The following is a 22,989-nucleotide window of genomic DNA, read 5'->3' as shown; positions in this document are numbered from 1 at the left end:
TGGGTTCGGTGCGAGGCAGGCGCGCGCGGCGCCCGCCGTCAACGCACGAACCGGTTGACGTAGTCCGCGCCGAGGCCGATGCGCTCGTAATGCGCGCGGCAACTTTCGATCTTGGTGAACACGTCCTCGTAGCCGATCGCCTTGCCGGCCGCATCGAGATACACGTAGCCGCCCGTCGCATGGAACAGCGTGATCATCTCGGTCACGTCCTCCGGCACGAACAGCGTGTGGATCTCGCCCGGCGGCTCGAACGCGTAACCGCCGGCCTCGGCCACCCAATCGTGTTCGAGGTAGTACCAGCGGCCCTTGATCGGAAACGCGTGAACCGGCCCGGTGTGGTGATGCACCGACAGCACACCGGAGCGCCGCACGCGCAGCAGGTTGATGAAATAGCCCTGTGTGGCGTGCAGCATGATGGGCTTGAAGCTGACGCCTTCCGACTGCGGCACCCACAGGTGCTCGTCCTCTTCCACGCCGGAAATGGCGTTCGGCAGCACGAGCCCGTTGGCGATGTGGAATTCGCGCGGATGCGCGAAGGCGGCGGGTTCGGGTTTGCCGTTGTTGCGGTTCATGGCGCGATCGTTCATGTTCGTGGGTCCTTTTTCTCTATCGATTCGATGTTCGTGAATGGCCGGCCTGGCGCTGCGCGTCAGGTCATCAGCCAGCCGCCGGCCACGTCGACAACCTGGCCGGTGACGAATCCTGCTTCATGCCGCGAGGCGAGATACAGGCACAACGCGGCCACCTCGCGCGTCGTGCCGAGCCGCTTCAACGGGGTTTGCGCGACGTAGGCGGCGTTGGCGGCCTCGCCCGCGACCGCCACCATCTCGGTATCGATGCGCCCCGGCGCGATCGCGTTGACGTTGGTGCCGAACGGCCCGAGCTCGCCGGCGAGCTGCCGCGTCACGCCGATCACGGCCGCCTTGGTGGCCGCGTAGTGCAGCGCGCACACGTCGAGGTAGGCCTTGCCGGCCACCGACGACATCGACACGATGCGCCCGAAGCCGCGGCGCTTCATGCCCGGAACGGCGAGCTTGCAGAAATGGAACACGCCGTTCAGGTTCACGTCGACCACGCGCTGCCATTCGTCCAGCGGGATCTCGTCGACCGGCAGGCCGCGGCCGTCGGTCTTCGGCGAGATGCCGGCGTTGTTGATCAGCGTGTCGATCGGCCCGATCAGCGCTTCGGCGCGTTCGAACGCGGCCTGGCACGAGACGAAGCGGCCCACGTCGGCCGCCACGAAATGCGCGTTGGCGTGCTGCGTGCGCAGGCGGCTTTCGGCGTCGAGCCCGAGTGCCTCGTCGTGATCGATGAACACCACGCTCGCGCCGCCTTCGAGGAACGCGCGCACGATGCCCAGCCCGATCCCGCGCGCGCCGCCCGTCACCAGCACGTTGCGCGCCGAGAACGGCATGGCGTCGCGTTCGCTTGCATCGAGGCTCACAGCACCACCACCATCTTTTCGACATCCTGAGGATGTTCGATCGAGTAATCCATCATCGCCGGCAGCGTGTCGAGGCCATGCGAGATCGAGATGATCCGCTCGACCTTGCCGATGTTGCGCTGGAGCAGCGCCACCGCGTCGGCGAACACGTTCGAGCTGTTGCGCGAGCCGATGATGTCGATCTCCTTCGCCACCACGGTGCTGATCGGGATCGGCAGGTTCTTGCCCGACATGCCCACCAGCACGTAGCGGCCGGCCGCGCGCAGCGCGTCGACGCCGAGCTTGATCGCCGGCTCCACCGCCACCGCGTCGATCACGGCCGTCACGCCGCCGTCCGACCAGGTGCGGATCGATTGCAGGTCGTCGTGCGCGGGGTTGAAGACGAAATCGGCGCCGAGCGCGCGGGCCTTGTCGAGCCGCGACGCCATCACGTCGGAAATCGCCACCTTCGCGCCGAGATCCTTGCAGGCCAGCACGGTAGCCAGCCCGATCGGCCCCGCGCCGAGGATCAGCACAAGGTCGTCGGCCACGATGCGGCCGCGCTTCGCGGCCTGCACGGCGATCGACAGCGGCTCGGCGAAGGTCGCCACTTGCGGCAGCACGCCGTCCGCCGCGTGCATCAGGTATTCGGGCACCACCACGCGCTCCTGGAACGCGCCGGGCCGGTGCACGCCGAAGATCGCGAGGCTCTCGCAGCAGTTGTAGCGGCCTTGCTTGCACGCGTAGCAGGCGCCGCAACGCAGCAGCGGCTCGATCACCACCTGGCTGCCTTCGGGCAGGCTTCGTTGGCAGTCCGGACCATATTCCAGGATCGTGCCGCAGAACTCGTGCCCCTGCACCATCGGCAGCTTCGCGTACGGATGATGGCCCAGGTAGATGTGGTGATCCGAACCGCAGATGCCCACCGCGCGCACCTGGAGCAGCACCTGCCCCGGCCCGGCTTGCGGCTCGTCCACTTCCGTCAGGGTCAGTTGCCGGGGCTGTTCCGTCACATAAGCTTTCATGCGTGTCGTCTCGTGTCTGGATGAAGTCGGGGAAGGCCGCTTACTGCGCGTGCCGGTGGCCCAGCGATTCCGCGGCGGCCGCAGCAGCGGGCAACGGGGTGGGACGGAACGTGTAGTACAGCCCCTTCACGCCGATCGCCGAGGCCGCCACCGCGGCGGGAATCGCCAGCGCCATGAAGATCTCGTGCGCTTCCCAGCCGCGCGACATCAGGATGCCGCCCGTCGACGCGCCGAACACGCCGCCGAAGCGCCCGATCCCGAGCACCCAGCTCACGCCGGTGGCGCGGTATTGGGTGCGATAGAACTGCGTGGCGAGAATCACCGTCTGCACCTGGCTGCCCATCGCGAAGCCGGCGAGGAACACCAGGAATTCCTGCATCGGCACATCGTTGAGCGGATGGAACGCGATCGCAATCAGGCAAAGCGCGGAGGCCGCATAGGCGCAGGTGATCACGATGTAGCCGCTGATACGGTCCATCAGCCAGCCCATCACGATGTTGCCGGCGGTGCTGCCCGTCAGGAACATGCCGGTGACGATCGCGGCCTGCGCCACGCCCACGCCGGCATCCTTCATCATGGTCGGCAGCCAGCCCGTCACGGTGTAGACGATGATCAGGCCCATGAAGTAGGTCAGCCACAGCATCACGGTGCCCAGCCCGTTGTTGTGCCGGAACAGCGCCAGCACCGGCGACGACGCGCCCGCCTGCGGAACGAGGCTTTCGGGCAGCACGAAGCGGGCGTCGGCGAAATCGGTCTTCGCGGAAATCTTGCGCAGGATCGCGGCGATCCGCTCGGCCGGCGCGTTGCGCACCACCAGGAAGCGCACCGATTCCGGCAGGATCAGCACCAGGAACACCACGCACACCAGCGGCAGCACGCCGCCGATCACCAGCAGGCTGCGCCAGCCGTGCGACGGGATCACCGCCGAGGCCACGAAGCCGGCCGAGGCCGAGCCGATCGACAGGCCGCAGAACATCAGCGTCGAGAGCAGCGAGCGGCGGCGGTGCGGCACGTATTCGCTCATCAGCGTGACGGTGTTCGGCAGCGCCGCGCCGAGCCCGAGCCCGGTGACGAAACGAAACGCCGTGAGCGACCACAGCGACCACGCCATCGCGCTCGCCAGCGTCATCAGGCCGAACAGCAGCGCGGAAATGACGATCACCTTCTTGCGGCCGAAGCGGTCGGCCAGCGGGCCGGCCGTCAATGCGCCGAACGCCAGGCCGAGCAGCGCCGCGCTCATGACCGGCGCGAGCGCGGCCTTCGACACGTGCCATTGCGCGATCAGCGACGGCGCGATATAGCCCATCGCGGCCGTATCGAGGCCGTCGATCGACACGATCAGGAAGCAGAGGACGAGAATCGTCCACTGGAACGGGGAAAAACGGTTGTCGTCGAGAAACTGCTCGACGTCGATTATCTTTTTGCTCACCGGCTTGTCTCCTCAAATGTCTTGAGAAATCGTTTTTCGAATCCTGCTCTGGGTCGGTATTTCTTCTATTTGTTATGTGATCGAAATACTAGCGGAGCAGGTCGCGGGCGAGGAAAGACGAATTTTCCATACCGGCTATTGCCTGGGCCTATTGCCCGGGCGGGAGGGGGGAGCGAAAAACGGGAGGGGGAACCGGGAGGGGAACGACGGAGCAGCGGCGCGGCGGCCGCTGGCGAGGACGTGATGCCATTCGGCGAAGGCCGTCGCCAGCGGTTCACGCCCGCCGGCGAGGCCCACGCCGTTATCGCGTTACCGCGTTACACCAGTTCGCCGAGCGAAGCCGGCGCGAACCCGCGCAGTTCGCCCTCGCCCGAGCGCACCTTGTTGGCCCATTGCGCATCGGTCAGCAGCGCGCGGCCCACCGCGATCAGGTCGAACTCGTCGCGCGCCATGCGTTCGAGCAGCGATTGCAGCCCCACGCTCGTCGAGCTTTCGCCGCCGAACGCGCCCATGAAATCGCCCGACAGCCCGACCGAGCCGACGCTGATGGTGGCCGCGCCCGTCAGCTTCTTGGCCCAGCCCGCGAAATTGAGGCCGTGCTCGCCGTCGACCTCGGGGAACTCCGGCTCCCAGAAGCGGCGCTGCGAGCAATGCAGCACGTCCGCGCCGGCGGCCACCAGCGGTTCGAGCCACTGCGCCATCTCGTTCGGCGTGGGCGCGAGGCGCGCGGTGTAGTCCTGCTGCTTCCACTGGCTCAGGCGGATCACGATCGGGAAGCCCGCGCCCACTTCGGCGCGCACCGCCGCGATGATCTCGGCCGCGAAGCGCGCGCGCTCGCCGATGCTCGGGCCGCCGTAGGCGTCGGTGCGATGGTTGGTGCCGGCCCAGAAGAACTGATCGATCAGATAGCCGTGCGCGCCGTGCAGTTCGATCGTGTCGAAGCCGAGCCGCTTGGCCGCGCCGGCCGCCTTGGCGAACGCGGCGATGGTGTTGGCGATGTCGGCATCGCGCATCGCGACGCCGCGCTCCACGCCGGGCGCGTCGAGGCCCGACGGGCTTTCCACCGGCGCCTCGGGCACCCAGTCGGTCATGAAACTCTTGACCGCGCCGGTGTGCCACAACTGCGGCCCCATCTTGCCGCCCGCGCCGTGCACGGCGTCGATCACGCCCTGCCAACCGGCCAGCGCGCGCTCGCCGTGGAAGAACGGGATGCCCGCATCGTTGCGCGACGCGGGGCGATCCACCACCGTGCCCTCGGACAGAATCAGGCCCACGCCGCCCTCGGCGCGACGCTGGTAATAAGCGGCGTTCGACGGCCCGGGGATGCCCTCCGGTGCGAACGAGCGCGTCATCGGCGCCATCACGATGCGGTTCGGCAGCGTCAGCGAACCGACGGAAAACGGCTGGAACAGGACATCGGAAGTCGAAAGCGACATGTAAAGCTCCGTGAATGAACGAACCACGATGGTATATTCCGGAAACCTGGTGTCAATTACGCACTTTTGTTCGCCTAGGTATCTTCGAGGAAACCATGTCCATTACCTGCGAGCGCTACACGTTCTCCGTCGATTGCCCGAGCCGCATCCTGTTCGACCAGATCGCCGACAAGTGGTCGATGATGATCCTGACCGTGCTCGACGCCGGGCCGCTGCGCTTCAACGCGATCAAGCGGCATCTCGAAGGCGTCACGCAGAAGGCGCTGACGCAATGCCTGCGCCGGCTCGAACGCAACGGGCTGGTCTCGCGCACGGTGATCCCCAGCTCGCCGGTGGCGGTGGAATACGAGATCACGCCGCTCGGGCGCTCGCTGCAGGGGCCGTTCAAGGCGCTGTATTCGTGGACGCTTCAGCATCTCGATCAGGTCGATGCGGCGCGCGCGGCGTTCGATGCGCGCGCGGAGGCGCAGGTTTGAGTTGAGGGAGACGCTGCGGGGCGGCCGATTCACCGCGTGTCAATCGCCCGCCAACCACCCAAACTCACCGCTCAAGCCCCGCAACTCGCCGCCTCGGCCCTCGCCGGCCGCAACCCCACCCACGCGATCAGCAAGCCACCCAGCGTCAGCACGCCGGCCACGACGGCCGCCGCATGCAGGCCGCCGGTCAGGTCGCCGAGTTCCGGCCGCACCAGCGCGCCGAACACCCCGACGCCCACCACGCCGCCGATCTGGCGCGCCGTATTGAGCACGCCCGACGCCATGCCGATCCGCGACGCGCCGAACTGCATCAGCACGGCCGTATTGATCGACGGCACCACCAGCGCCGTGCCCACGCCCACCGCCAGCATCGGCAAGGCCACCGTCAGCGCGCCGCTGTCGGCGTGGATGCGCACCAGCATGAAGTAGCCGAGCGCGGCCAGCGCCTGCCCCGCCACCATCGGCACGCGATAGCCGAGCCGCGCGGTCAGCGCGCCCGAAGCCAGGTTCGCGACGGTCACCACGGCCGTCATCGGCAGGAATGCGAGGCCGGTATCGAGCGGCGAATCGTGGCGCACGCCCTGGAAAAACAGGCTCATCGCGAACATCAACCCGTAGTAGCCGAAGTTCGCGAACAGGCCGACGACCGCGCTGACCCGCATCGCGGCATGACCGAACAGCGACAGCGGCATCAACGGCTGCGCCTGTCGCGCCTCGACCGCCACGAACAGCGCGCCGCCCACCGCCGCCACGGCGAAGCCGGTCAGCACCGGCGCGCTGCGCCAGCCGAGCCGGCCGGTTTCGACCAGCGCGTAGGTCAGCGCGGCCAGCGCCACCACGGCCAGCGCCTGCCCCTCGAGATCGAGGTGGCGCGACGCGTGGCGCTCGGTGTCGGGCGCGTGCGCGAGCGTCAGCCAGATCCCGGCGATGCCCACCGGCACGTTGATCAGGAAGATCGCCGGCCAGCCGAAGCCCGCCACCAGCACGCCGCCCACCAGCGGCCCCGCGCCGAGCGCCAGCGCAGCGGTGCCGGCCCAGATGCTGACGGCCCGGGCGCGCGCCCGCGGCTCGGGAAACGCCGCGCCGAGCAGCGCCAGCGACGACGGCACGCACAGCGCCGCCCCCACGCCCTGCAACAACCGCGACGCGATCAGCATGACCGCGCCGCCCGACAGCCCGCAGCCGATCGACGCCAGCGTGAACACCGCGAAGCCGGCCACGAACACGCGCCGCGCGCCGAAGCGGTCGGCGAGCGCGCCGGTGGACAGCAGCAGGCTCGCGAACGCCAGCGTGTAGGCGTTGACCACCCATTCGAGCGCGCTCGAATCGAGGCCGAGGCCGTCGCGCATGCGGCCCAGCGCGACGTTCACCACGGTGACGTCGAGGCAGATCATCACGAAGCCGAGGCTGGTGGCGAACAGCGCCAGGCGGGGCCGGAACGCGCGGGCCGGCGCGCAAGCAGAAGCAGACATGGGGACACCGTGCGAAAGAAGGCAATGCCGCGAACTGTATTGCGCAAGTCAGACTTGATAAACCACCGCCGGATAACAACAGAACCCACTATTATTTGCGGAATGGACCTGCTCAAAGCGATGACCGTATTCGTGCGCGTGGTGGAAACCGGCAGCCTGACGGCGGCGGCGGTGGCCTGCGATCTCTCCCCGACGATGATCGGCAACCACCTCAACGCCCTGGAGGCGCGGCTCGGCGCGCGCCTGATCCACCGCACCACGCGCAAGCAGCAACCCAGCGCGTTCGGGCAGGCGTACTACGAGCGCTGCATCGAGATCCTCGGCCTGGTCGGCGATTCGGAGCGGCTCGCGCTCGATCATCTGGCCGTGCCGCGCGGGCGGCTGCGCGTGACCGCGCCGGTGGTGTTCAGCAACGAATCGCTGATGCCGGTGATCGCCGATTACTGCGCGCGCTATCCCGAGGTGAAGCTGGAGATCGTGGTGACCGATTCGCTGTCGGACCTGATCGACGACGGCTTCGAGGCGGCGATCCGCATCGGCACGCTCGGCAATCCCGATCTGGTGGCGCGGCCGTTGCGGCCTTACCGGCTGGTGCTGTGCGCGTCGCCGGCGTATCTGAAGACGCACGGCGCGCCGGCCGCGCCGGCCGATCTCGCCGCGCATCAGTGTTTGAGCTACGCGTATCCGCCGCGCTCGGAGTGGTACGCGGCGCAACCGGAATGGGTGCTGCACGCGCGCGACGGCGAGTCGGAGCGCATCAGCGTGCCCGTGGACGGCCGCCTGAAGATCGACAATTCGGAAGCGCTGCGGCGCGCGATCCTGCGCGGCCTCGGCATCGCAATGCTGCCCGAGATGCTGGTGGCCGAGGATCTGCGTGCGAAGCGGCTGGTGGAAGTGCTGCCGGGGTTCGCCGCGCCCGATCGCGCGCTGAACCTGCTGTATCTGCGCGAACGGCAGACCTCGCCGAAGCTGCGCAGCTTCATCGACTTCATGGTCGAGCGATTTGGGGTGGAGGGTGCGGGAAACGCTGGGGGCGCTGGGGGCGTGGAAAGCTCGGAAGGTGTGGAGCGTGCAGCCGGCGGGGGAAGCGCGGCGGGCGTGAAAAGCGCGGCGAACGAGGAAAGCGCAGCAGGCCTGGAAAGCGCAGCAGACTCGGAAAACGCAGCAGGCGTGAAAAGCGCAGAAAGCGCGGAATACGCAGAAAACAGCGAAAGCGCGAAAGGCAGGAAACACGCGGCCGCGCGTGGCGAGGAAACCAACGGCAACCCGCCGCCCGCTCCCCCGCCCCGCCGCCGCGTACGTCGCGATCAGCCCAGGTAATCGGCCTTGTTGGCGTCGAAGTACTGCGCCAGCGTCTGCGGTGCGCGGCCGATCAGCGTTTCCAGGTGATCGGTGACGATCGACAGATTGCCGGCCCGCGTCTCCGCATCGATCGACACCAGCATCGCGATCAGCCCGTCGGGCAGGCCCGCGCCCTTGAGCCCGGCCGCCAGTTGCGCATCGTCCACGCGCACCACGGCGAGCGGCTTGCCGGTGGCCTTCGAGGCCAGTTCGGCCACCTCGGCGGTGGTCAGCGCCTGCGGCCCGGTCAACGTGTAGATCCGGCTCTCCGCTACCGGCGTGTCGAGCCCCGCGGCGATCGCCTCGGCCATCTCCTCGCGCGCCGCGTAGGCGATCCGCCCGCCCTGCGCGGCCGAATACCACTGGCCGCCCTGCAGCGAATGCGGCAGCGACATGAGCAGGTTCTGCTGATACCAGTTGTTGCGGAAGATCAGGTGCGGCAGGCCCGTTTCGCGGATCGCGCGCTCGGTGCCGGCGTGATCCGGCGCGAACGTGATCAGCGAGCTTTCCGGGTTCGGCAGCGACGTGTAGGCGATCCGGCCCACACCGGCCGCCGCCGCTGCCGCCACCGCGTTGCGGTGCTGCTTCAGGCGCGTGCCGGCGCCGTCGAGCGCGTCGGTGGAGACGATCAGCACCGTGCCCACGCCCGCGAACGCCTCGGCCAGGCCGGCCGAATCCTCGAAATCGGCGCGGCGCACGGTCACGCCTTGTGCCGTCAGGTCGGCGAGCTTCTGCGGATCGCGCGAACCGGCGACGATGCGCGCCGGCGCCACGCCGCGCGCGAGCAGTTTCTGGATCACCAGCTTGCCGAGTTGCCCGGCCGCGCCGGTAACGAAAATCGTGTTGCTCATGAGACAGCCTCATTTCGAGAGTTGCTCTCAAATCGAGAGTGCATCGATAATCGGGCTTCGGCGGTGCGCCGTAAAGAAGGCAGTTTTTCAGGAGATAGTTACCTAATGGGAACCACCCCCAAATCGGCCAGCGCGTTGCAGGCCAAACTCGACGAGATGCGCGTCACGCTGGGGTCGATCTCCGATTGCCCGGTGCGCGACCTGCTGAACGTGATCGCCAGCCGCTGGAGCTCGCTGCTGATGATGGCGCTGGCCGAGCGCCCGTACCGCTTCGGCGAGCTGCGCCGGCTGGTGCCGGACATTTCCCAGCGCATGCTGACGCAGACATTGCAGGAACTGCAGCGCGACGGCTACGTGCACCGCGAGGTGTTCCCCACCAAGCCGCCCGGCGTCGAATACAGCCTGACCGAATTGGGCGAATCGATGTTCGGCGCGCTCCACGTGCTGCTGCGCTGGACCGAGGACAACCAGGAGAAGGTGATCGCGGCGCGCGCGGAATTCGACGGGGCGCGGGAATCGGCTTCGGCTTGAGGGGCTTGAAGGGCTTGGGCGGTTGAATCGGCCGGCGCATCCGCCCCGGCCCGCAACTCACCCCCTCACTGCACCACCGCCGGACGCGCATTCCAGTGCGCCGCATCGGCCGAGCCACCATCGGCACTCCCCTCTTCCAGCGAAACATTGCGCGTCTCGCGCCCGTTCACCATCCACAGCAGCGCGGCCAGCGGCCCCGGCAGCGCGAGCAGCAGCAGCCCGATCAGCGCCGCCGACGGCGTGCCGGTGAGCGCGTACACGTTGGTCAGCATCAGCGGCGCGACCATCGCGCCCACCCGGCCCACCGCCACCGATACGCCGAGGCCCGTGGCGCGAATCCGCGTCGGCAGCACTTCCGACGACACCACGTAGCCCGAGATATACGCCCAGGTCACGCCGAACTGGATCAGACAGTAGCCGAGCACCATGCCCGGCAGCGTGTGCATCAGGTAGATCAACACGATCGCGGCCGTCGTGAAGCTGTAGCTGACCAGCAGCGACACGCGCCGCCCCCACGCCTCCACCAGCACCGACGCGCACAGCCCGCCGAGCAGCGCGGCGACGTTGCCGTACACGTAGTACAGCGACATGTCGGCGGCCGGCACCTTCATGTACGGCAGGATCACCAGCGCCATCAGCGACAGCACGCCATACACCACCGCCGCCTGCGAGAAATTCAGCGCGCTGGCGAGGCCGCAGCGCAGCCGGTAGGTGCCGAACAGCTCGCGCACGTTGCGCCAGAACGCGGGCCGCGACGGCGTGTAGAGCGCCGGCTCGTAGCGTCGGCGCGCCTGATCGAGATCGGCGGCGGAGGTGCCGGCACGCTCGGCGCTGGCGGCGATCCGGCCGACGATCGCCTCGGCCTCGGCGGTGCGGCCCTGTTGCAGCAGCCAGCGCGGCGATTCGGGAATCACGCGGCGAATCCAGAAGAACAGCAGCGCCATGGTGGTGCCCAGCCCGAAACCCACGCGCCACGCCACATCGGCCGGCAGGTGGTTCAGCACGAAGTACGAGATCGCGGCCGACAGCAGCGCGCCCACCGGAAAGCCCGACAGGATCAGCGAATCGGTCTTGCCGCGATGGCCGCGCGGAATGAATTCGCCCATCGTCGCCGTGACCGCCGAATACTCGCCGCCCACCGCGAGCGCCGTCATGGCGCGGAAGAACAGGAACGATTCGTAGTTCCAGGAAAAGATCGTCAGCACGCTGAAGCACGCGTACCAGAGCAGCGTGGCGAGAAACAGCCGCTTGCGGCCGAAGCGGTCGGCCAGGTAGCCGAACGCGACCGCGCCCACCAGCATGCCGAACACCCAGATCGTCACGGCCAGCGAGCCTTGCGCCGAACTGAGGTGCCACTGGCCCTTGAGCATGCCGAACACGCTGCCGATGATGTTGGTCTCGAACGAATCGAGCGCCCAGCCCACCCCGAGCGCGGCCACCAGCAGCGTGTGGAAGCGGGTCCACGGCATGTTGTCGAGACGCGACAGCGCGTCGGTCCTGACGGATTGAGGCGTAGTCATGAAGTTCTCCTGACGATTCACGAGGCGAGCGCGGGCTGCGCCGCCTGCGTGAAATCGAATTGCGGGAAGCGCGCCGGCGCGCCGATGAAATTGCGGCCGCGCGCGCCGTCGAAGGCGTTCGCAACCAGGTCCTGCCATGCGTGGGCGTCGAGGCCGTAGGCGGCCGGGTGGCACGCCACGCCGAGCGCGTCGAGCCACGCTTCCAGCCGGGCCGGCGCGCCGTCGAGCGTGCCGAACACCTCGGCCAGCGCGCGGTCGCAAGCCGGATCGGCACCGAGCGCCGAGCGCATCACGGCCGGCAGGCAGAACGAGCAGGCCAGGCCGTGCGCCACGCCATGCCGCAGCGTGATCGCGTACGAGATGTTGTGGGCCAGCGCGGTGCGCGTGTTCGAGAACGCCAGGCCGGCGCGCAGCGCGCCGAGCGCCATCGCCGAGCGCGCCGCCAGATCGCCGGGCGCGGCCATCACGCGCGGCAGCGCCGCGAGGATCTCGCGGGCCGCCTCCACGGCCAGGCCGCGCGTAACCGGGTTCGCGTTGATGTTCCACAGGCTTTCGAGCGCGTGCGACAGCGCGTCGAGCCCGCTGGCCAGCGTCGGTTCGGGCGGCAGGCCCGCCACCAGGCGCGGATCGACCAGCACCGTTTCCGGATAGAGATCGTCGCGGGCGAGCGAGAGCTTGCGGTCGCGCGCCGGGTCCCACACCGTGGCCCACGACGTCACTTCGCTGCCGGTGCCGGACGTGGTGGGAATCGCCACGATCGGCAGCGCGCGCGAGGCGACGCGCGTGCGGCCATCCTCGATCCAGGCCAGCACCGGGTCGAGCCGGCCATGCTCGGCGGCCAGCACCTTGGCCGTGTCCATCACCGAGCCGCCGCCCAGCGCCACCAGCACGGCCGGCGCCTCGGGCAGCGCGGCGAGCCCGGACAACGCATCGCAGGCCGTGCGCAGCATCGTCACGGAAGGGTTGGCCTCGACGTTGTCGATGCGCAGCAGCGCCGGCCCGGCGAGCCGCTCGATCCGTTCGCACAGCGCGACGAACGGCTGGCCCGGGTACGTGACGATCGCGTAAGGACGGCCGGCCAGCACGCTGCCGATCGCGTCGAGCGTATCGACGCCGAAGCGCACCCGCACCGGGTTGTGGAATTGCCAGCTCATTACGCGTGTTCCCCGGCCGCGAGGCGTTCGCCGATCGCGTCGATCACCACCGGCAGGTCGGCGATGCTGTCGATCACGTAGTGCGCGCCCGTCTGCGCGAGGCGCTCGCGGGCCGGGCCGACGCGCGCGTCGCGGCCGGCGGCGTCGAGCGCCTGCCAGGCGTCGAGCGACAGGCCCACCTCGTTGCCGCTCGCGGCGATGCCCACCGTCCACATGCCGGCCGCGAGGCCCGATTCGAGGCCGGTGGGGCTGTCGTCCACCACCACGCAGCTGCGCACGTCGGGCGCGCCGAGCGCCAGCGCATTGGCCAGGCACATGTCCGGGTACGGGCGGCCGCGCGCCACGTCGCTGACGGTGCAGCAGTGGTCGGGGCGGTAGCCGTGGCGCTCGGCCAGCGGCTGCAGGTTGTTCATGACCTCGCGCGGGTAGCCGGTGGTGCTGCCGATGCGGATGCCGCGCGCGCGCAGCGTGGCGATGGTGTCGAGCGCGCCGGGGATCAGCGCGCTGTAGCGCTCGACGTTGCGCTCGTCGGCCAGCAGGAACGCGGCGTAGAGCCGGTCGATGTCGGCGTCGGTGGACGCCGCGCCGAACGCCGCGCGCCAGCGCGACTGCACGGCCGGATCCTCCAGGATCAGCTCGATGTGCTCACGCTTGGCCGCGCCCATCGGCGCGCGCGCTTGCGCCTCGCTGATCGGCACGCCCGCCGCCTCGAACACCTCGCGGAACGCATGCACGGGCGCGAGGCAGCCGAAATCGAGCACGGTGCCGGCCCAGTCGAAGATCGCGGTGGTGACGGGGCCGCGATAGGCGCGCTGGGCGCGATTCGCGGTGTGGCTATCGAGGCTGACGGATCGTTGCAGCATGCTCGGCTCCGGGGGAAGTGGATCACGGACGCCAGCATAGTTTTGCAACATGACTCGTCCATGATCGAAATACCCGGTTCAACCGAATCGATCCATCGGAAAAATCGTTGGATTCCAGTTCGTTGGCCGAACAGTCAGGCGGTGCAAGGGTTTCGGGCCGGTTTGGGTCCGATGCGCGATGCTTGCGGGACAATCCCTTGAAATAAGGGGTGGATCGAGAAAGATCGCCGAAATCGCCTGCGCCGTCCGTCCCTGTTTTCAATCCGACAGTCCGAACTTCCGTATCGATCGATGACCTTGACCCAGATTCGCGCTTTCCTCGCCGTGGTCCAGCACGGCGGCTTCACGGCGGCGGCCCGCGCGCTCGCCACCAGCCAGACCACCGTCACCTCGCAGGTGCAGGCGCTCGAACAGGAGCACGGCGTGCAGTTGTTCCATCGGCGGGGGCGGCGCGTGGAGCTGTCGGCGGTGGGGCTGGATTTCCTGCCGCTGGCGCGGCAGATCAACGGGCTGGAGAACGACGCGCGCTCGCTGCTGCACGACAGCGGCGAGCTCACGCGCGGCGTGCTGCGGATCGGCGCGGTCAGCCCGTTCCATGTGACCGAGATGATCGAGGCGTTCCACACCGCGCATCCGCGCATGCAACTGGCCGTCACGCTCGGCAATTCGGAGAGCGTGCTCAACGATCTCGACGATTACGCCTGCGACGTCGGCGTGATCGCGCGGCCGTTCAGCGACGAGCGCTACGAGATGACGCCGTATGCGAGCTACCCGGTGATCGCGTTCGTGGGCGTGGCGCATCCGTTCGCGGCGCGCGAGGCGATCACGCTGGCGGAACTGGCCGGCGCGCCGCTGCTGATGCGCGAGCCCGGCTCGACCACGCGGCGCGCGCTGGAGGATGCGCTGGCGCGTATCGGCGCGACACCGCGCATCGCGATGGAGATCGGCAGCCGCGAGGCGCTGCGCGAGGCCGTGGCGCGCGGGCTGGGGGTGGGCACGGTGTCGGTGTCCGAGTACGTGCCCGACGCGGCGCGACTGCGGCCGGTGCGCATCGAGGGCGATCCGGTCAGCACGCATATCCACGTGTGCTGCCTGCGCGAGCGGCGCGAGAGCCGGCTCGTCGCGGCGTTCTTCGAGGCGATGCAGCGGTGCCGGCCGGTGGGGTGAAGCGCGGTGGGCTTGGTGGGCGCGCCGTTACCCCGTCACGCCACGCAGCGACGCCGCCGCGCGAACACCCGGCGCGTCAGGTCGAACGCCACCAGGTTGCCGGCCACCACCAGCGCCAGCCCGAGCACCGCGAGCGGCGACCAGCGGTAGCCCTCGAAGATCGTCGAGACGGTCAGCGCCACGAACGGAAACAGCACCGTGCAATAGGCCGCCCGCTCCGGGCCGATCCGGCCCACCAGCATCAGATACGACGTGAAGCCGATCACCGAGCCCGGCACGGCCAGATAGGCCAGCGCGCCGAGGTAGCGCGGCGTCATCTCCGGCACGAACGACAGGCCGGCGACGGCCGAGCCGATCGTCAGCGCCGAAGCGCCGATCAGCATCGCCCAGCTGTTGGTCATCAGCGGATGCAGGCCGATCGCCTGCATCCGGCTCGACAGCAGGCTGCCGGTCGAGAAGCACAGCGTGCCGCCCAGCGCGATCGCGAGGCCGCGCCAAGTGGCCGCGTCGCCGAGGTGGCCGGCCATCTGCTGATAGAACAGGCAACCGATGCCGGCCAGCCCGAGCAGCGCCCCGGCGATCGCGGTGGGTTGCAGCGGGCGGCCCAGGAACAGCCGGCCGTTGATCGCGTTGAGCAGCGGCGCGATCGAGAACACCACCGCCACCAGCCCGCTCGGCACCACGCGCTCGGCGTAGTAGAAGCACAGGAAGTTCAGGCAGAACAGCGCCAGCCCCTGCGCCACCAAGTAGCGCCAGGCCTCGCGCGGCGGCATGATCGGCCGGCGCAGCGCGCGCAGCACCACGAACAGCACGGCGGCGGCGATCCAGAAGCGCCAGGCGATCGAGATCGGCGGCGGCACGCTGTCGAGCTGCCATTTGATCGCGATCCAGGTGGTGCCCCAGATCAGCACGGTGACGGCATAAAGCAGAAGATTCATGGCAAGGCGGCGTGAGGTTGGCTGGCGTTGCCGGGGGCCGGCCGAGCGCTTCGGCGCCGGATCGTCCCGGATGACCACTGTGCCGCCCGCCGGGCCGGGCCACTTGTCCGGAATTGCTGTCTTTGCGCGACAGCGTGCCGTGCACGCGCGCGCGCAACCCCGCGCGACCCTATACTGCGCCCATGAAGCCCGTCAGCCCGCCGATCCTCGCCGCCCCGCCCGCCTCCGCCGCCGAACTGGCCAGCGCGGCGGACTTGCCGTTCGGGCTGCAATCGGTGTGCCGCACGCTGGCCGACGCCGATGCGCGATTGCAGCGCTTTGCGTGGCTCGGCGATCACCTCGCCATCGCCGAATGGACGCGCGAGACCGAGGTGGCGGAAACGGCCTACGACAACCCCGGCCACCACACGCTGTCGTGCTACGTGGCGGGCGGCTACCGCACCGAGCGGCAGAAGCTGCCGGGCCGCTACGGCGCGCCGAGCCGGCTGTGCGCGCTGCCCGGCGACCACGAATCGCGCTGGTGGGTGCGCGGCCAGATGCATTTCATGCACCTGTACTTCCTGCCCGAGCACTTCACGCGCCGCGCGGTGCGCGAACTCGATCGCGAGCCGCGCGAGCTGGAGCTGGCCGATCGCACCTATTTCGAGGACCCGCGCATCGCCGAGCAATGCCGCTCGCTGCTCAACGAGCGCTGGGACGACGTGGACGGCCGCCTGCGCGTCAACGAAACCGCGCACGAGGTATTGAGCGGGCTGCTGCGCGGGCAAAGCGTGATGCGAACCGGCGTGATGCACACGGGCGGGCTGGCGCCGGCCGTGCGGCGACGCGTACGCGACTACATCGATGCGATGCTCGACCAGCCCGTCACGCTCGGCGAGCTGGCCGACCTAGCCGCGCTGTCCGAATACCATTTCGCGCGGATGTTCCGCGTCTCGTTCGGCGCGCCGCCGCACGCGTGGATCGCCGAGCAGCGGCTGGCCCGCGCGCGCACGCTGCTGCGCACAACCGTGCTGCCGCTCGCGCAGGTGGCCGCGCAATGCGGCTACGCGAACGCCGCGCACTTCAGCCACCGCTTCCGCGACGCGCACGGCGCCACGCCCACCGCGTTCCGCAAGGCGCTGCAGGGCAGCTGACGCGTCGCGCCGGTTGCGGTTTTCCGCGATCTGCCTATCATCGTGACCGTGCTCCGCTCCCGATCGACGATGACGCTGCTTCCTCCCTGCCGCCCCGCCCTTCCGCAGTCCCGCCAGCCGCGCCGCATCGTGCGCGCGCGCCGCGCATGAACGGCCACGTCGCCTATACGCTGCTGGACCTGACCGGCACCTTCGTGTTCGCCATCAGCGGCGCGGTGGCCGCGCGCCAGCGGCGGCTCGACCTGTTCGGCGTGGTGTTCGTCACGTTCATCGTGGCGTGCGGCGGCGGCATCGTACGCGACGTCTGCATCGGCGCGGTGCCGCCGGCCGGGCTGTCGAACTGGCGCTATCTGCTGGTGTCGATGGTGGCGGCCGCGCTGACGGTGGCCGCCTACCAGCGTGTAAAGAAGCTGCGCTACCCGGTGCTGCTGTTCGATGCGATCGGGCTGGGCCTGTTCGCCGTGGCCGGCGCGCAGAAGGCGCTGGCCTACAGCGAGAGCGCCGAGGTGGCGATCCTGCTCGGCATGTTCAGCGCGGTGGGCGGCGGCGTGATCCGCGACGTGCTGCTCTCGCGCGTGCCGGCGATCCTGCAGCGCGAGATCTACGCGCTGGCCGCGCTGTTCGGCGCGACCGTCGAGGTGGTGTCGCTGCGCACCAACTGGCTGCCCACGCTCGCGCCGTGGCTGGCGATCGGCTCGTGCGTGGCGATCCGGCTGTCGTCGCTGTATTTCGGCTGGCGGCTGCCGACATTCGGGAATCGGCAGCGGGATGGGCGGTAGGGGGAGAAGCGGGTGCCGCCTCCGCGCATTCGCCAGCCAAGCCGCCGCGCTGCGGCAAAGACGCCTGTCGCGCAACGGCGTTCGCTCCACGACGAAAAATCTCCGCGCCGCGCTCGCCTTGATCCACCTCCTGCCACGATCCGTCCAGCCTGGATAGAGTCCGGTAACGTCGATAACCGGCTCGGGCCAAGGGTTTCGACTTTCTAGGGAAATCAAGTGAGGAAGGTGTCGGTGTTTGTCCTGTTCACGGTGGCGGGTTGCGTGACCGCGATCGCGGTTTCGCGGATCTTGCTCGCCTTCGATCGCAACCCCGGATGCGGTTTCGATTGCCCCACCCCTGGTTTGACGATGGCTTTGTCCTGGGGGGCGGCAATCGCGCTGATCTTCCCGGTCGCCGGGTTGGCGTGCGCCCGTTTCGCTGGATCCGAACCACGCCGCATCGTTGCCGTCGCCACCGCGCTGATTGGCGCCGCGCTATTCGGCGCGGGCGCGCGGTACGTGGTCGAGTTGCATGAGCACTATCGAGAAGCCGAAGCCGCACGGCCCGTCATGGCGGATGTCGATTTCATGTACATGGCGATTGCGACACGCGACGTGCGCACCTACACGCGGGCCGAGGGCGGCGCGTTGCGGGCTGCCGGCGTCATTCCGCAATGGCAACGATGCGCGATTGACGGCGCATCGTGCGACGGTCGAAACAAGCAGGCGCACATGCGTTGCAAGAGCGGCATCGTGTATGTCGATGAGCCGGACTGGAACGCATTTTCCTTGATCCCGCGCGAGAACCTGCCGGGCGCAGTGGCGATGAAATCCATGAATCTCTGCGCGCCCGATAACATGCCGGACGAATAGCGAGGCTCCGCAGTCGCGAGCTTTTCGGGCCGGTCGACAAGAATGATCACGCGGACACGCCACGGAGCCGTAAAGCGAACGATCCATTGCCTGCCCGTCGTCGGCCCATAGCGCCCTCACCCCGCTCACACCGCTCCCTCGCGCCCAACCGCCACGATCACCGCCGCCAGCGTGCGCGCCGCCGCCTCCATGCGCGCGTCGTCGAAACCGCCGAAGCCGAGCACCAGCCCCGGCCGCGCCGTGCCGGGCGCATACATCGGCGAGACGGGCCGCACCGCCACGCCGGCCGCCAGCGCCTGCGCGGCCACCCGGCGATCGTCGAAACCAGCCGCCAGCCACAGCACCAGATGCATGCCCTGATCGCTCGGCTCGCGCCAGGCCAGCTCGGGCGGCAGCGCGGCGTCGAGTGTCTCGATCAGCCGCGCGCGCCGCGCCGCATACACGCCGCGCACGCGCCGGATATGGCGATCGAGATGCCCCTCGCCCATGAACGCGGCCAGCACATGCTGGTCGGCCTCGGGCGGATGGCGGTCCATCAGCACGCGCGCGCCGCGAAACGCCGCCACCAGATCGGGCGGCACGATCGCATAGCCGAGCCGCAGCGACGGAAACAGGATCTTGCTGAACGTGCCCAGATACACCACCCGCGCCGGGTCCAGCCCCTGCATCGCCGGGAACGGATGGCCGGCGTAGCGCAGTTCGCTGTCGTAGTCGTCCTCGACGATCCACGCGTCGTGCGTGCGCGCCCAGTCGAGCAACGCCTCGCGGCGGCCGACGCTCAACGGCATGCCGAGCGGATATTGATGCGACGGCGTGACGAACGCCGCGCGCGCGTGGGGCGCGAGGCGGCGGCCGGCGTCGACGTCGAGCCCTTCCGCATCCACCGGCACGCGCACGATCGCGTCGCGCCGTCCGGTGCTTTCGAGGATCGCCGTGATGCCGCGATACGCCGGGTTCTCGATCCAGGCGCGGTCGCTGGCGTCGAGCAGCACCTGGCAGGCCAGATACAGGCCCTGCTGGGTGCCGGTGGTGACGATCACCTGGGCGGCGTCGCAGCGCACCGAGCGCGAACGGCGCACGTAGTCGGCGATCGCCTCGCGCAGCGGGCCGACGCCGCGCGTGTCGCCATAGCCCGACGGCGCGGCCGCGCCGCGTGCGCGCAGGCGGTTGCCGAGCCGCCGCCAGGCCGCGTCGGGCAAGGTCGGGCCGCCCGGCACCGAGACGGCAAACGGGATCGGCAGCAGCGGTTCGAAATCGGCGGCGACGGCGGCGAAGATCGCGGCGGGCGCGGGCAAGCGGCGTGGCAGGAGGGCGCCGGGGGAGGCGGTGGGCACCGATGCGACGACGCTCGATTTGGTGTTTCCTGTGCTTAAAACCCCCAACGCCCCCTCCCCCGGCGTCGACAACGCCGGCGCCACCCACGTCCCCGTCCGCCCGCGCGCGACCAGAAACCCCTCCGCCACCAGTTGCTCGAACGCCTCGATCACCGTGCCGCGCGCCAGCCCGAGCGCGGCGGCAAGCTGGCGCGAGGCCGGCAGCGGCTCGCCGGGGCGCAGGTCGCCGCGCCGGATCGCGTCGCGCAGCGCCTGCGCCAGTTGGCGGCTCAACTGGCCGGCCGCCCGGTCGAGCGGGCCGAGCGAGGGGATATCGGGGGATTGCGCGGTGCGGGCCATCGTTTCTGGTCCAGAAAAATTGAATAAAACTGGCCCTTCATCATAGGCCAGCAACGGCGCAGAATCAGCCATTCGATCAATCACGCCCCACCGCCTTCCCGGAGCCGCCATGTACCTGCCCGCCCATTTCACCGAAGCGCGCCCCGACGCGCTGCACGCCCTGATCACCGCCCACCCGTTCGGCGCGCTGGTCACGCACGGCGACGGCGGCCTCGACGCCAACCACCTGCCGTTCGAACTCGATCCGGCCGGCGGCACGCTCGGCGTGCTGCACGCCCACGTGGCGCGCGCCAACCCGGTCTGGCAGCAGGTGGCGAACGGCGCGCCGGTGCTGGCGATCTTCCGCGCGATGGACGCCTACATCTCGCCGAACTGGTATCCGAGCAAGCACGAGGCACATCGCCAAGTGCCCACCTGGAACTACGCGGTGGTACACGCGCACGGCCGCATCACCGTGCGTGACGACGAACGCTACGTGCGCGGCGTGGTGGCCAGGCTCACGCGCCGTCACGAGGCGACGCAGCCGGTGCCGTGGAAGATGGGCGACGCGCCGGCCGATTTCGTCGATACGCTGATGAAGGCGATCGTCGGCATCGAGATTGAGATCACGCGCCTGGAAGGCAAGAGCAAATTGAGCCAGAACAAGGACGCCCGCGACGTGCAGGGTGCAGCCGACGGGCTGCGCGCGCAGGGCCGCCATGCGATCGCCGATGCGATGCTGGCGGGTGGGGTGGCGCCGGGGGGCAGCGGTAACGGCAGCAAGCAGGACTGAGACGCCGCGGACGCCGGTCCGATCGGCATCAAGCCCCGGCCGAGCCGCCCGGCACCCGTTCGCCGCGCCGCCCGCGCTCGGCGATCCGCTCGCGCATCGCCGCAAGCGCTCCGGAAATCGCCTCGCGATGCGCCGGATCGGCCGCGATCTGCGCCGCCGTGCGCGGTGGCCCGAGCAACGGCAGCGCGATCGAGGCCGGCGCCACGCAATGCGCCGACATGGTGGTCAGCACCAGCCGCAGCGCCGCCTGCGCATCGGACGCACGCGGCGACGCGTTGAACAGCGCCACCGCCATCCCCGGAAAGCCGTCGCTGGCCACCAGCCAGTCGAGCGCGTTCTTGAACGCGCCCGGAATGCCGCGCGCGTATTCGGGGCAGGCGATCAGCAGCCCGTCGGCCCGCGCAACCGCGTCGCGCAATGCCTGCACGGGCGACGGCGGGTCGTCCTGACGCTCGGGGTTGAAAGGCGGCAGCGTGTCGAGGCCACGCCAAGCCTGCACGATCACGCCCGGCACGCCGATCGCGGCGGCGGCATCGAGCAGGGCCGTGTTCGAGGCAGCGCGCGCAGGCTGCCCGACATCGAAAGCAATCGGATCATGATTCTCGAAACGGTGAAGCGCAGCCGGCCGCCGCAGCGCCCGAAGCGAGGCCGGTCCGCGCGAAAAAACCCGGTGCGAGTGTCCCACGTCCGGCCCGATCGCGCCGCCATGTGCCTGTGCACATCCACGCCCGTATCCAGGCCCACCGCCCGTGCACCCCGCCCCGAAGCCGGATGCCGCCGTTCGCGCCATCCGGGGCTTCCTTTACAATGCACGGCATTTCTGTCCGTCGACGTTCGACGCTTACCGTATTCAGGGGCTTTCATGATCATCAAACCGCGCGTGCGTGGCTTCATCTGCGTGACGACTCATCCTGTCGGCTGCGAAGCCAATGTCAAAGAACAGATCGATTACGTGGTCAAGCAAGGCCCGATCGCCAACGGCCCGAAGAAGGTGCTGGTGATCGGCGCGTCCACCGGCTACGGCCTGGCCGCACGCATCTCGGCCGCCTTCGGCTCGGGCGCGGACACGCTGGCCGTGTGCTTCGAGCGTCCGGGCAGCGAAACCAAGCCGGGCACCGCCGGCTGGTACAACACCGCCGCGTTCGAGAAGTTCGCCAAGGCCGAAGGCCGCTACGTCAAGACGATCAACGGCGACGCGTTCTCCGACGAAGTGAAGCGCGTCACGATCGACACCATCAAGGCCGATCTCGGCCAGGTCGATCTGGTGGTGTACAGCCTCGCCTCGCCGCGCCGCACGCACCCGAAAACGGGCGTGGTGCACAACTCCACGCTCAAGCCGATCGGCAAGAGCGTCACGTTCCGCGGCATCGACACCGACAAGGAAGTGATCAAGGACACGGTGCTGGAGCCGGCCTCGCAGGAAGAGATCGACAACACCGTGGCGGTGATGGGCGGCGAGGACTGGAAGTTCTGGATCGACGCGCTGAACGAAGCGGGCGTGCTGGCTCCCGGCGCGAAGACCACCGCGTTCACCTATCTCGGTGAGCAGATCACGCACGACATCTACTGGAACGGCTCGATCGGCGCGGCCAAGAAGGATCTCGACACCACCGTGATCGGCCTGCGCGACACGCTCGCGGCCCACGGCGGCGACGCGCGCGTGGCGGTGCTGAAGGCGGTGGTCACGCAAGCCAGCTCGGCGATCCCGATGATGCCGCTGTATCTGTCGCTGCTGTTCAAGGTGATGAAGGAAACCGGCACGCACGAGGGCTGCATCGAGCAGGTGTACGGCCTGCTGCACGACACGATGTACGGCGCCACGCCGCACATCGACGAAGACGGCCGCCTGCGCGCCGACTACAAGGAACTCGATCCGCAAGTGCAGGCCAAGGTGCAGGCGCTGTGGAGCCAGGTCACCAACGAGAATATCTACGAACTGACGGATTTCGCCGGCTACAAGCACGAATTCCTGCGCCTGTTCGGCTTCGAGATCGCCGGCGTGGATTACGACGCCGACGTCAATCCCGACGTGGCGATCCCGGGCCTGATTTCGGTCGGGTTGTAAGCGCGCACGCGCCGCGTCAGCGGCGCGTACCGCCAAGGCCGGATGCGGGGGCGATGCCCCGGCATCCGGCCTTTTTCATGGGCGCGGCG

The 22,989-nt window shown here is 69.2% G+C and carries 21 protein-coding genes and 1 pseudogene; 9 read left to right on the top strand and 13 right to left on the bottom strand.

Features of this window, described 5'->3' with window-relative positions:
- Positions 1-38: 38 nt before the first annotated feature.
- From AB4851_RS06625 to AB4851_RS06605, 5 genes are all read right to left on the bottom strand, one after another.
- Positions 39-587: a 2,4'-dihydroxyacetophenone dioxygenase family protein gene (locus AB4851_RS06625; protein ID WP_241014768.1), complete on the bottom strand. Its 549-nt coding sequence runs from the start codon at positions 585-587 to the stop codon at positions 39-41.
- 62 nt (positions 588-649) lie between these two features.
- Positions 650-1,444 (bottom strand): SDR family oxidoreductase, encoded by a 795-nt coding sequence (locus AB4851_RS06620; RefSeq protein WP_414448949.1) that lies wholly within the window; start codon positions 1,442-1,444, stop codon positions 650-652.
- A complete protein-coding gene (locus AB4851_RS06615; protein ID WP_414448948.1) occupies positions 1,441-2,448 on the bottom strand; it encodes an alcohol dehydrogenase catalytic domain-containing protein in 1,008 nt (335 codons plus the stop codon). Before AB4851_RS06615 ends, AB4851_RS06620 begins: the two co-directional genes overlap by 4 nt.
- Positions 2,449-2,488: 40 nt before the next feature.
- Positions 2,489-3,877, bottom strand: a complete 1,389-nt coding sequence (locus tag AB4851_RS06610) for an MFS transporter (RefSeq protein ID WP_414448947.1) — start codon at positions 3,875-3,877, stop codon at positions 2,489-2,491.
- Between the two features lie 317 nt (positions 3,878-4,194).
- Positions 4,195-5,313 (bottom strand): NADH:flavin oxidoreductase, encoded by a 1,119-nt coding sequence (locus tag AB4851_RS06605; RefSeq protein WP_414448946.1) that lies wholly within the window; start codon positions 5,311-5,313, stop codon positions 4,195-4,197.
- Between the two features lie 95 nt (positions 5,314-5,408).
- Between AB4851_RS06605 and AB4851_RS06600 the strand changes: the two genes are divergently transcribed.
- Positions 5,409-5,789 carry a winged helix-turn-helix transcriptional regulator gene (locus tag AB4851_RS06600; RefSeq protein ID WP_414440323.1) on the top strand — a complete coding sequence of 127 codons (381 nt, stop codon included), beginning with the start codon at positions 5,409-5,411 and terminating at the stop codon, positions 5,787-5,789.
- A 71-nt stretch (positions 5,790-5,860) separates the two neighbouring features.
- Here the strand turns inward: AB4851_RS06600 and AB4851_RS06595 are convergent, their stop codons facing one another.
- A complete protein-coding gene (locus tag AB4851_RS06595; protein ID WP_414448945.1) occupies positions 5,861-7,261 on the bottom strand; it encodes an MFS transporter in 1,401 nt (466 codons plus the stop codon).
- 102 nt (positions 7,262-7,363) lie between these two features.
- Here AB4851_RS06595 and AB4851_RS06590 point away from each other — a divergent pair.
- Positions 7,364-8,281: pseudogene (locus AB4851_RS06590) on the top strand (LysR family transcriptional regulator); the annotation flags it as partial.
- 287 nt (positions 8,282-8,568) lie between these two features.
- Here the strand turns inward: AB4851_RS06590 and AB4851_RS06585 are convergent.
- Positions 8,569-9,453 carry an SDR family oxidoreductase gene (locus AB4851_RS06585; protein WP_414448944.1) on the bottom strand — a complete coding sequence of 295 codons (885 nt, stop codon included), beginning with the start codon at positions 9,451-9,453 and terminating at the stop codon, positions 8,569-8,571.
- A 105-nt stretch (positions 9,454-9,558) separates the two neighbouring features.
- On the opposite strand from AB4851_RS06585, the gene AB4851_RS06580 reads away from it, so the two are divergent.
- Positions 9,559-9,984: a winged helix-turn-helix transcriptional regulator gene (locus AB4851_RS06580; RefSeq protein ID WP_414440327.1), complete on the top strand. Its 426-nt coding sequence runs from the start codon at positions 9,559-9,561 to the stop codon at positions 9,982-9,984.
- 65 nt (positions 9,985-10,049) lie between these two features.
- Here AB4851_RS06580 and AB4851_RS06575 read toward each other — a convergent pair whose 3' ends face one another.
- Genes AB4851_RS06575 through phnX form a run of 3 tightly spaced genes read right to left on the bottom strand, consistent with a single transcriptional unit; the run spans position 10,050 to position 13,521 of the window.
- Complete coding sequence (locus AB4851_RS06575; RefSeq protein ID WP_414448943.1) at positions 10,050-11,504, bottom strand: MFS transporter; 1,455 nt, start codon at positions 11,502-11,504, stop codon at positions 10,050-10,052.
- 17 nt (positions 11,505-11,521) lie between these two features.
- The gene (gene psrA / locus AB4851_RS06570) at positions 11,522-12,658 is read right to left on the bottom strand and encodes an iron-containing alcohol dehydrogenase PsrA (RefSeq protein WP_414448942.1); all 1,137 of its coding nucleotides are present in this window, start codon (positions 12,656-12,658) and stop codon (positions 11,522-11,524) included.
- The gene (gene phnX, locus AB4851_RS06565; protein WP_414448941.1) at positions 12,658-13,521 is read right to left on the bottom strand and encodes a phosphonoacetaldehyde hydrolase; all 864 of its coding nucleotides are present in this window, start codon (positions 13,519-13,521) and stop codon (positions 12,658-12,660) included. The genes psrA and phnX overlap by 1 nt, the downstream gene beginning before the upstream one ends.
- 291 nt (positions 13,522-13,812) lie before the next feature.
- Here phnX and AB4851_RS06560 point away from each other — a divergent pair, with 291 nt between their 5' ends.
- A complete protein-coding gene (locus tag AB4851_RS06560) occupies positions 13,813-14,688 on the top strand; it encodes a LysR substrate-binding domain-containing protein (RefSeq protein ID WP_414448940.1) in 876 nt (291 codons plus the stop codon).
- A 35-nt stretch (positions 14,689-14,723) separates the two neighbouring features.
- Here the strand turns inward: AB4851_RS06560 and AB4851_RS06555 are convergent, their stop codons facing one another.
- Positions 14,724-15,626: a DMT family transporter gene (locus AB4851_RS06555; RefSeq protein WP_414448939.1), complete on the bottom strand. Its 903-nt coding sequence runs from the start codon at positions 15,624-15,626 to the stop codon at positions 14,724-14,726.
- Between the two features lie 182 nt (positions 15,627-15,808).
- On the opposite strand from AB4851_RS06555, the gene AB4851_RS06550 reads away from it, so the two are divergent.
- The 3 genes from AB4851_RS06550 (at position 15,809) to AB4851_RS06540 (ending at position 18,390) form a co-directional block, all read left to right on the top strand.
- Positions 15,809-16,759 carry a helix-turn-helix domain-containing protein gene (locus AB4851_RS06550; RefSeq protein WP_414448938.1) on the top strand — a complete coding sequence of 317 codons (951 nt, stop codon included), beginning with the start codon at positions 15,809-15,811 and terminating at the stop codon, positions 16,757-16,759.
- A gap of 146 nt (positions 16,760-16,905) precedes the next feature.
- Complete coding sequence (locus AB4851_RS06545; protein WP_414448937.1) at positions 16,906-17,538, top strand: trimeric intracellular cation channel family protein; 633 nt, start codon at positions 16,906-16,908, stop codon at positions 17,536-17,538.
- A gap of 231 nt (positions 17,539-17,769) precedes the next feature.
- Positions 17,770-18,390 carry a hypothetical protein gene (locus AB4851_RS06540; protein ID WP_414448936.1) on the top strand — a complete coding sequence of 207 codons (621 nt, stop codon included), beginning with the start codon at positions 17,770-17,772 and terminating at the stop codon, positions 18,388-18,390.
- Positions 18,391-18,515: 125 nt separating this feature from the next.
- Here AB4851_RS06540 and AB4851_RS06535 read toward each other — a convergent pair whose 3' ends face one another.
- Positions 18,516-20,063: a PLP-dependent aminotransferase family protein gene (locus AB4851_RS06535; protein WP_414448935.1), complete on the bottom strand. Its 1,548-nt coding sequence runs from the start codon at positions 20,061-20,063 to the stop codon at positions 18,516-18,518.
- A 109-nt stretch (positions 20,064-20,172) separates the two neighbouring features.
- Here AB4851_RS06535 and AB4851_RS06530 point away from each other — a divergent pair, with 109 nt between their 5' ends.
- Entirely contained in the window at positions 20,173-20,835 is a 663-nt protein-coding gene (locus tag AB4851_RS06530; protein ID WP_414448934.1) for an FMN-binding negative transcriptional regulator, read from the top strand.
- 28 nt (positions 20,836-20,863) lie between these two features.
- Here the strand turns inward: AB4851_RS06530 and AB4851_RS06525 are convergent, their stop codons facing one another.
- The gene (locus AB4851_RS06525) at positions 20,864-21,625 is read right to left on the bottom strand and encodes an NADPH-dependent FMN reductase (RefSeq protein WP_414448933.1); all 762 of its coding nucleotides are present in this window, start codon (positions 21,623-21,625) and stop codon (positions 20,864-20,866) included.
- 72 nt (positions 21,626-21,697) lie between these two features.
- On the opposite strand from AB4851_RS06525, the gene fabV reads away from it, so the two are divergent.
- A complete protein-coding gene (gene fabV, locus AB4851_RS06520) occupies positions 21,698-22,900 on the top strand; it encodes an enoyl-ACP reductase FabV (RefSeq protein ID WP_414448932.1) in 1,203 nt (400 codons plus the stop codon).
- Positions 22,901-22,989 lie beyond the last annotated feature (89 nt).

It is taken from the genome of Burkholderia sp. 22PA0099 (genome assembly GCF_047497165.1).
Lineage (GTDB): Bacteria > Pseudomonadota > Gammaproteobacteria > Burkholderiales > Burkholderiaceae > Burkholderia.
This window is presented reverse-complemented; position numbering and strand designations above follow the sequence as displayed.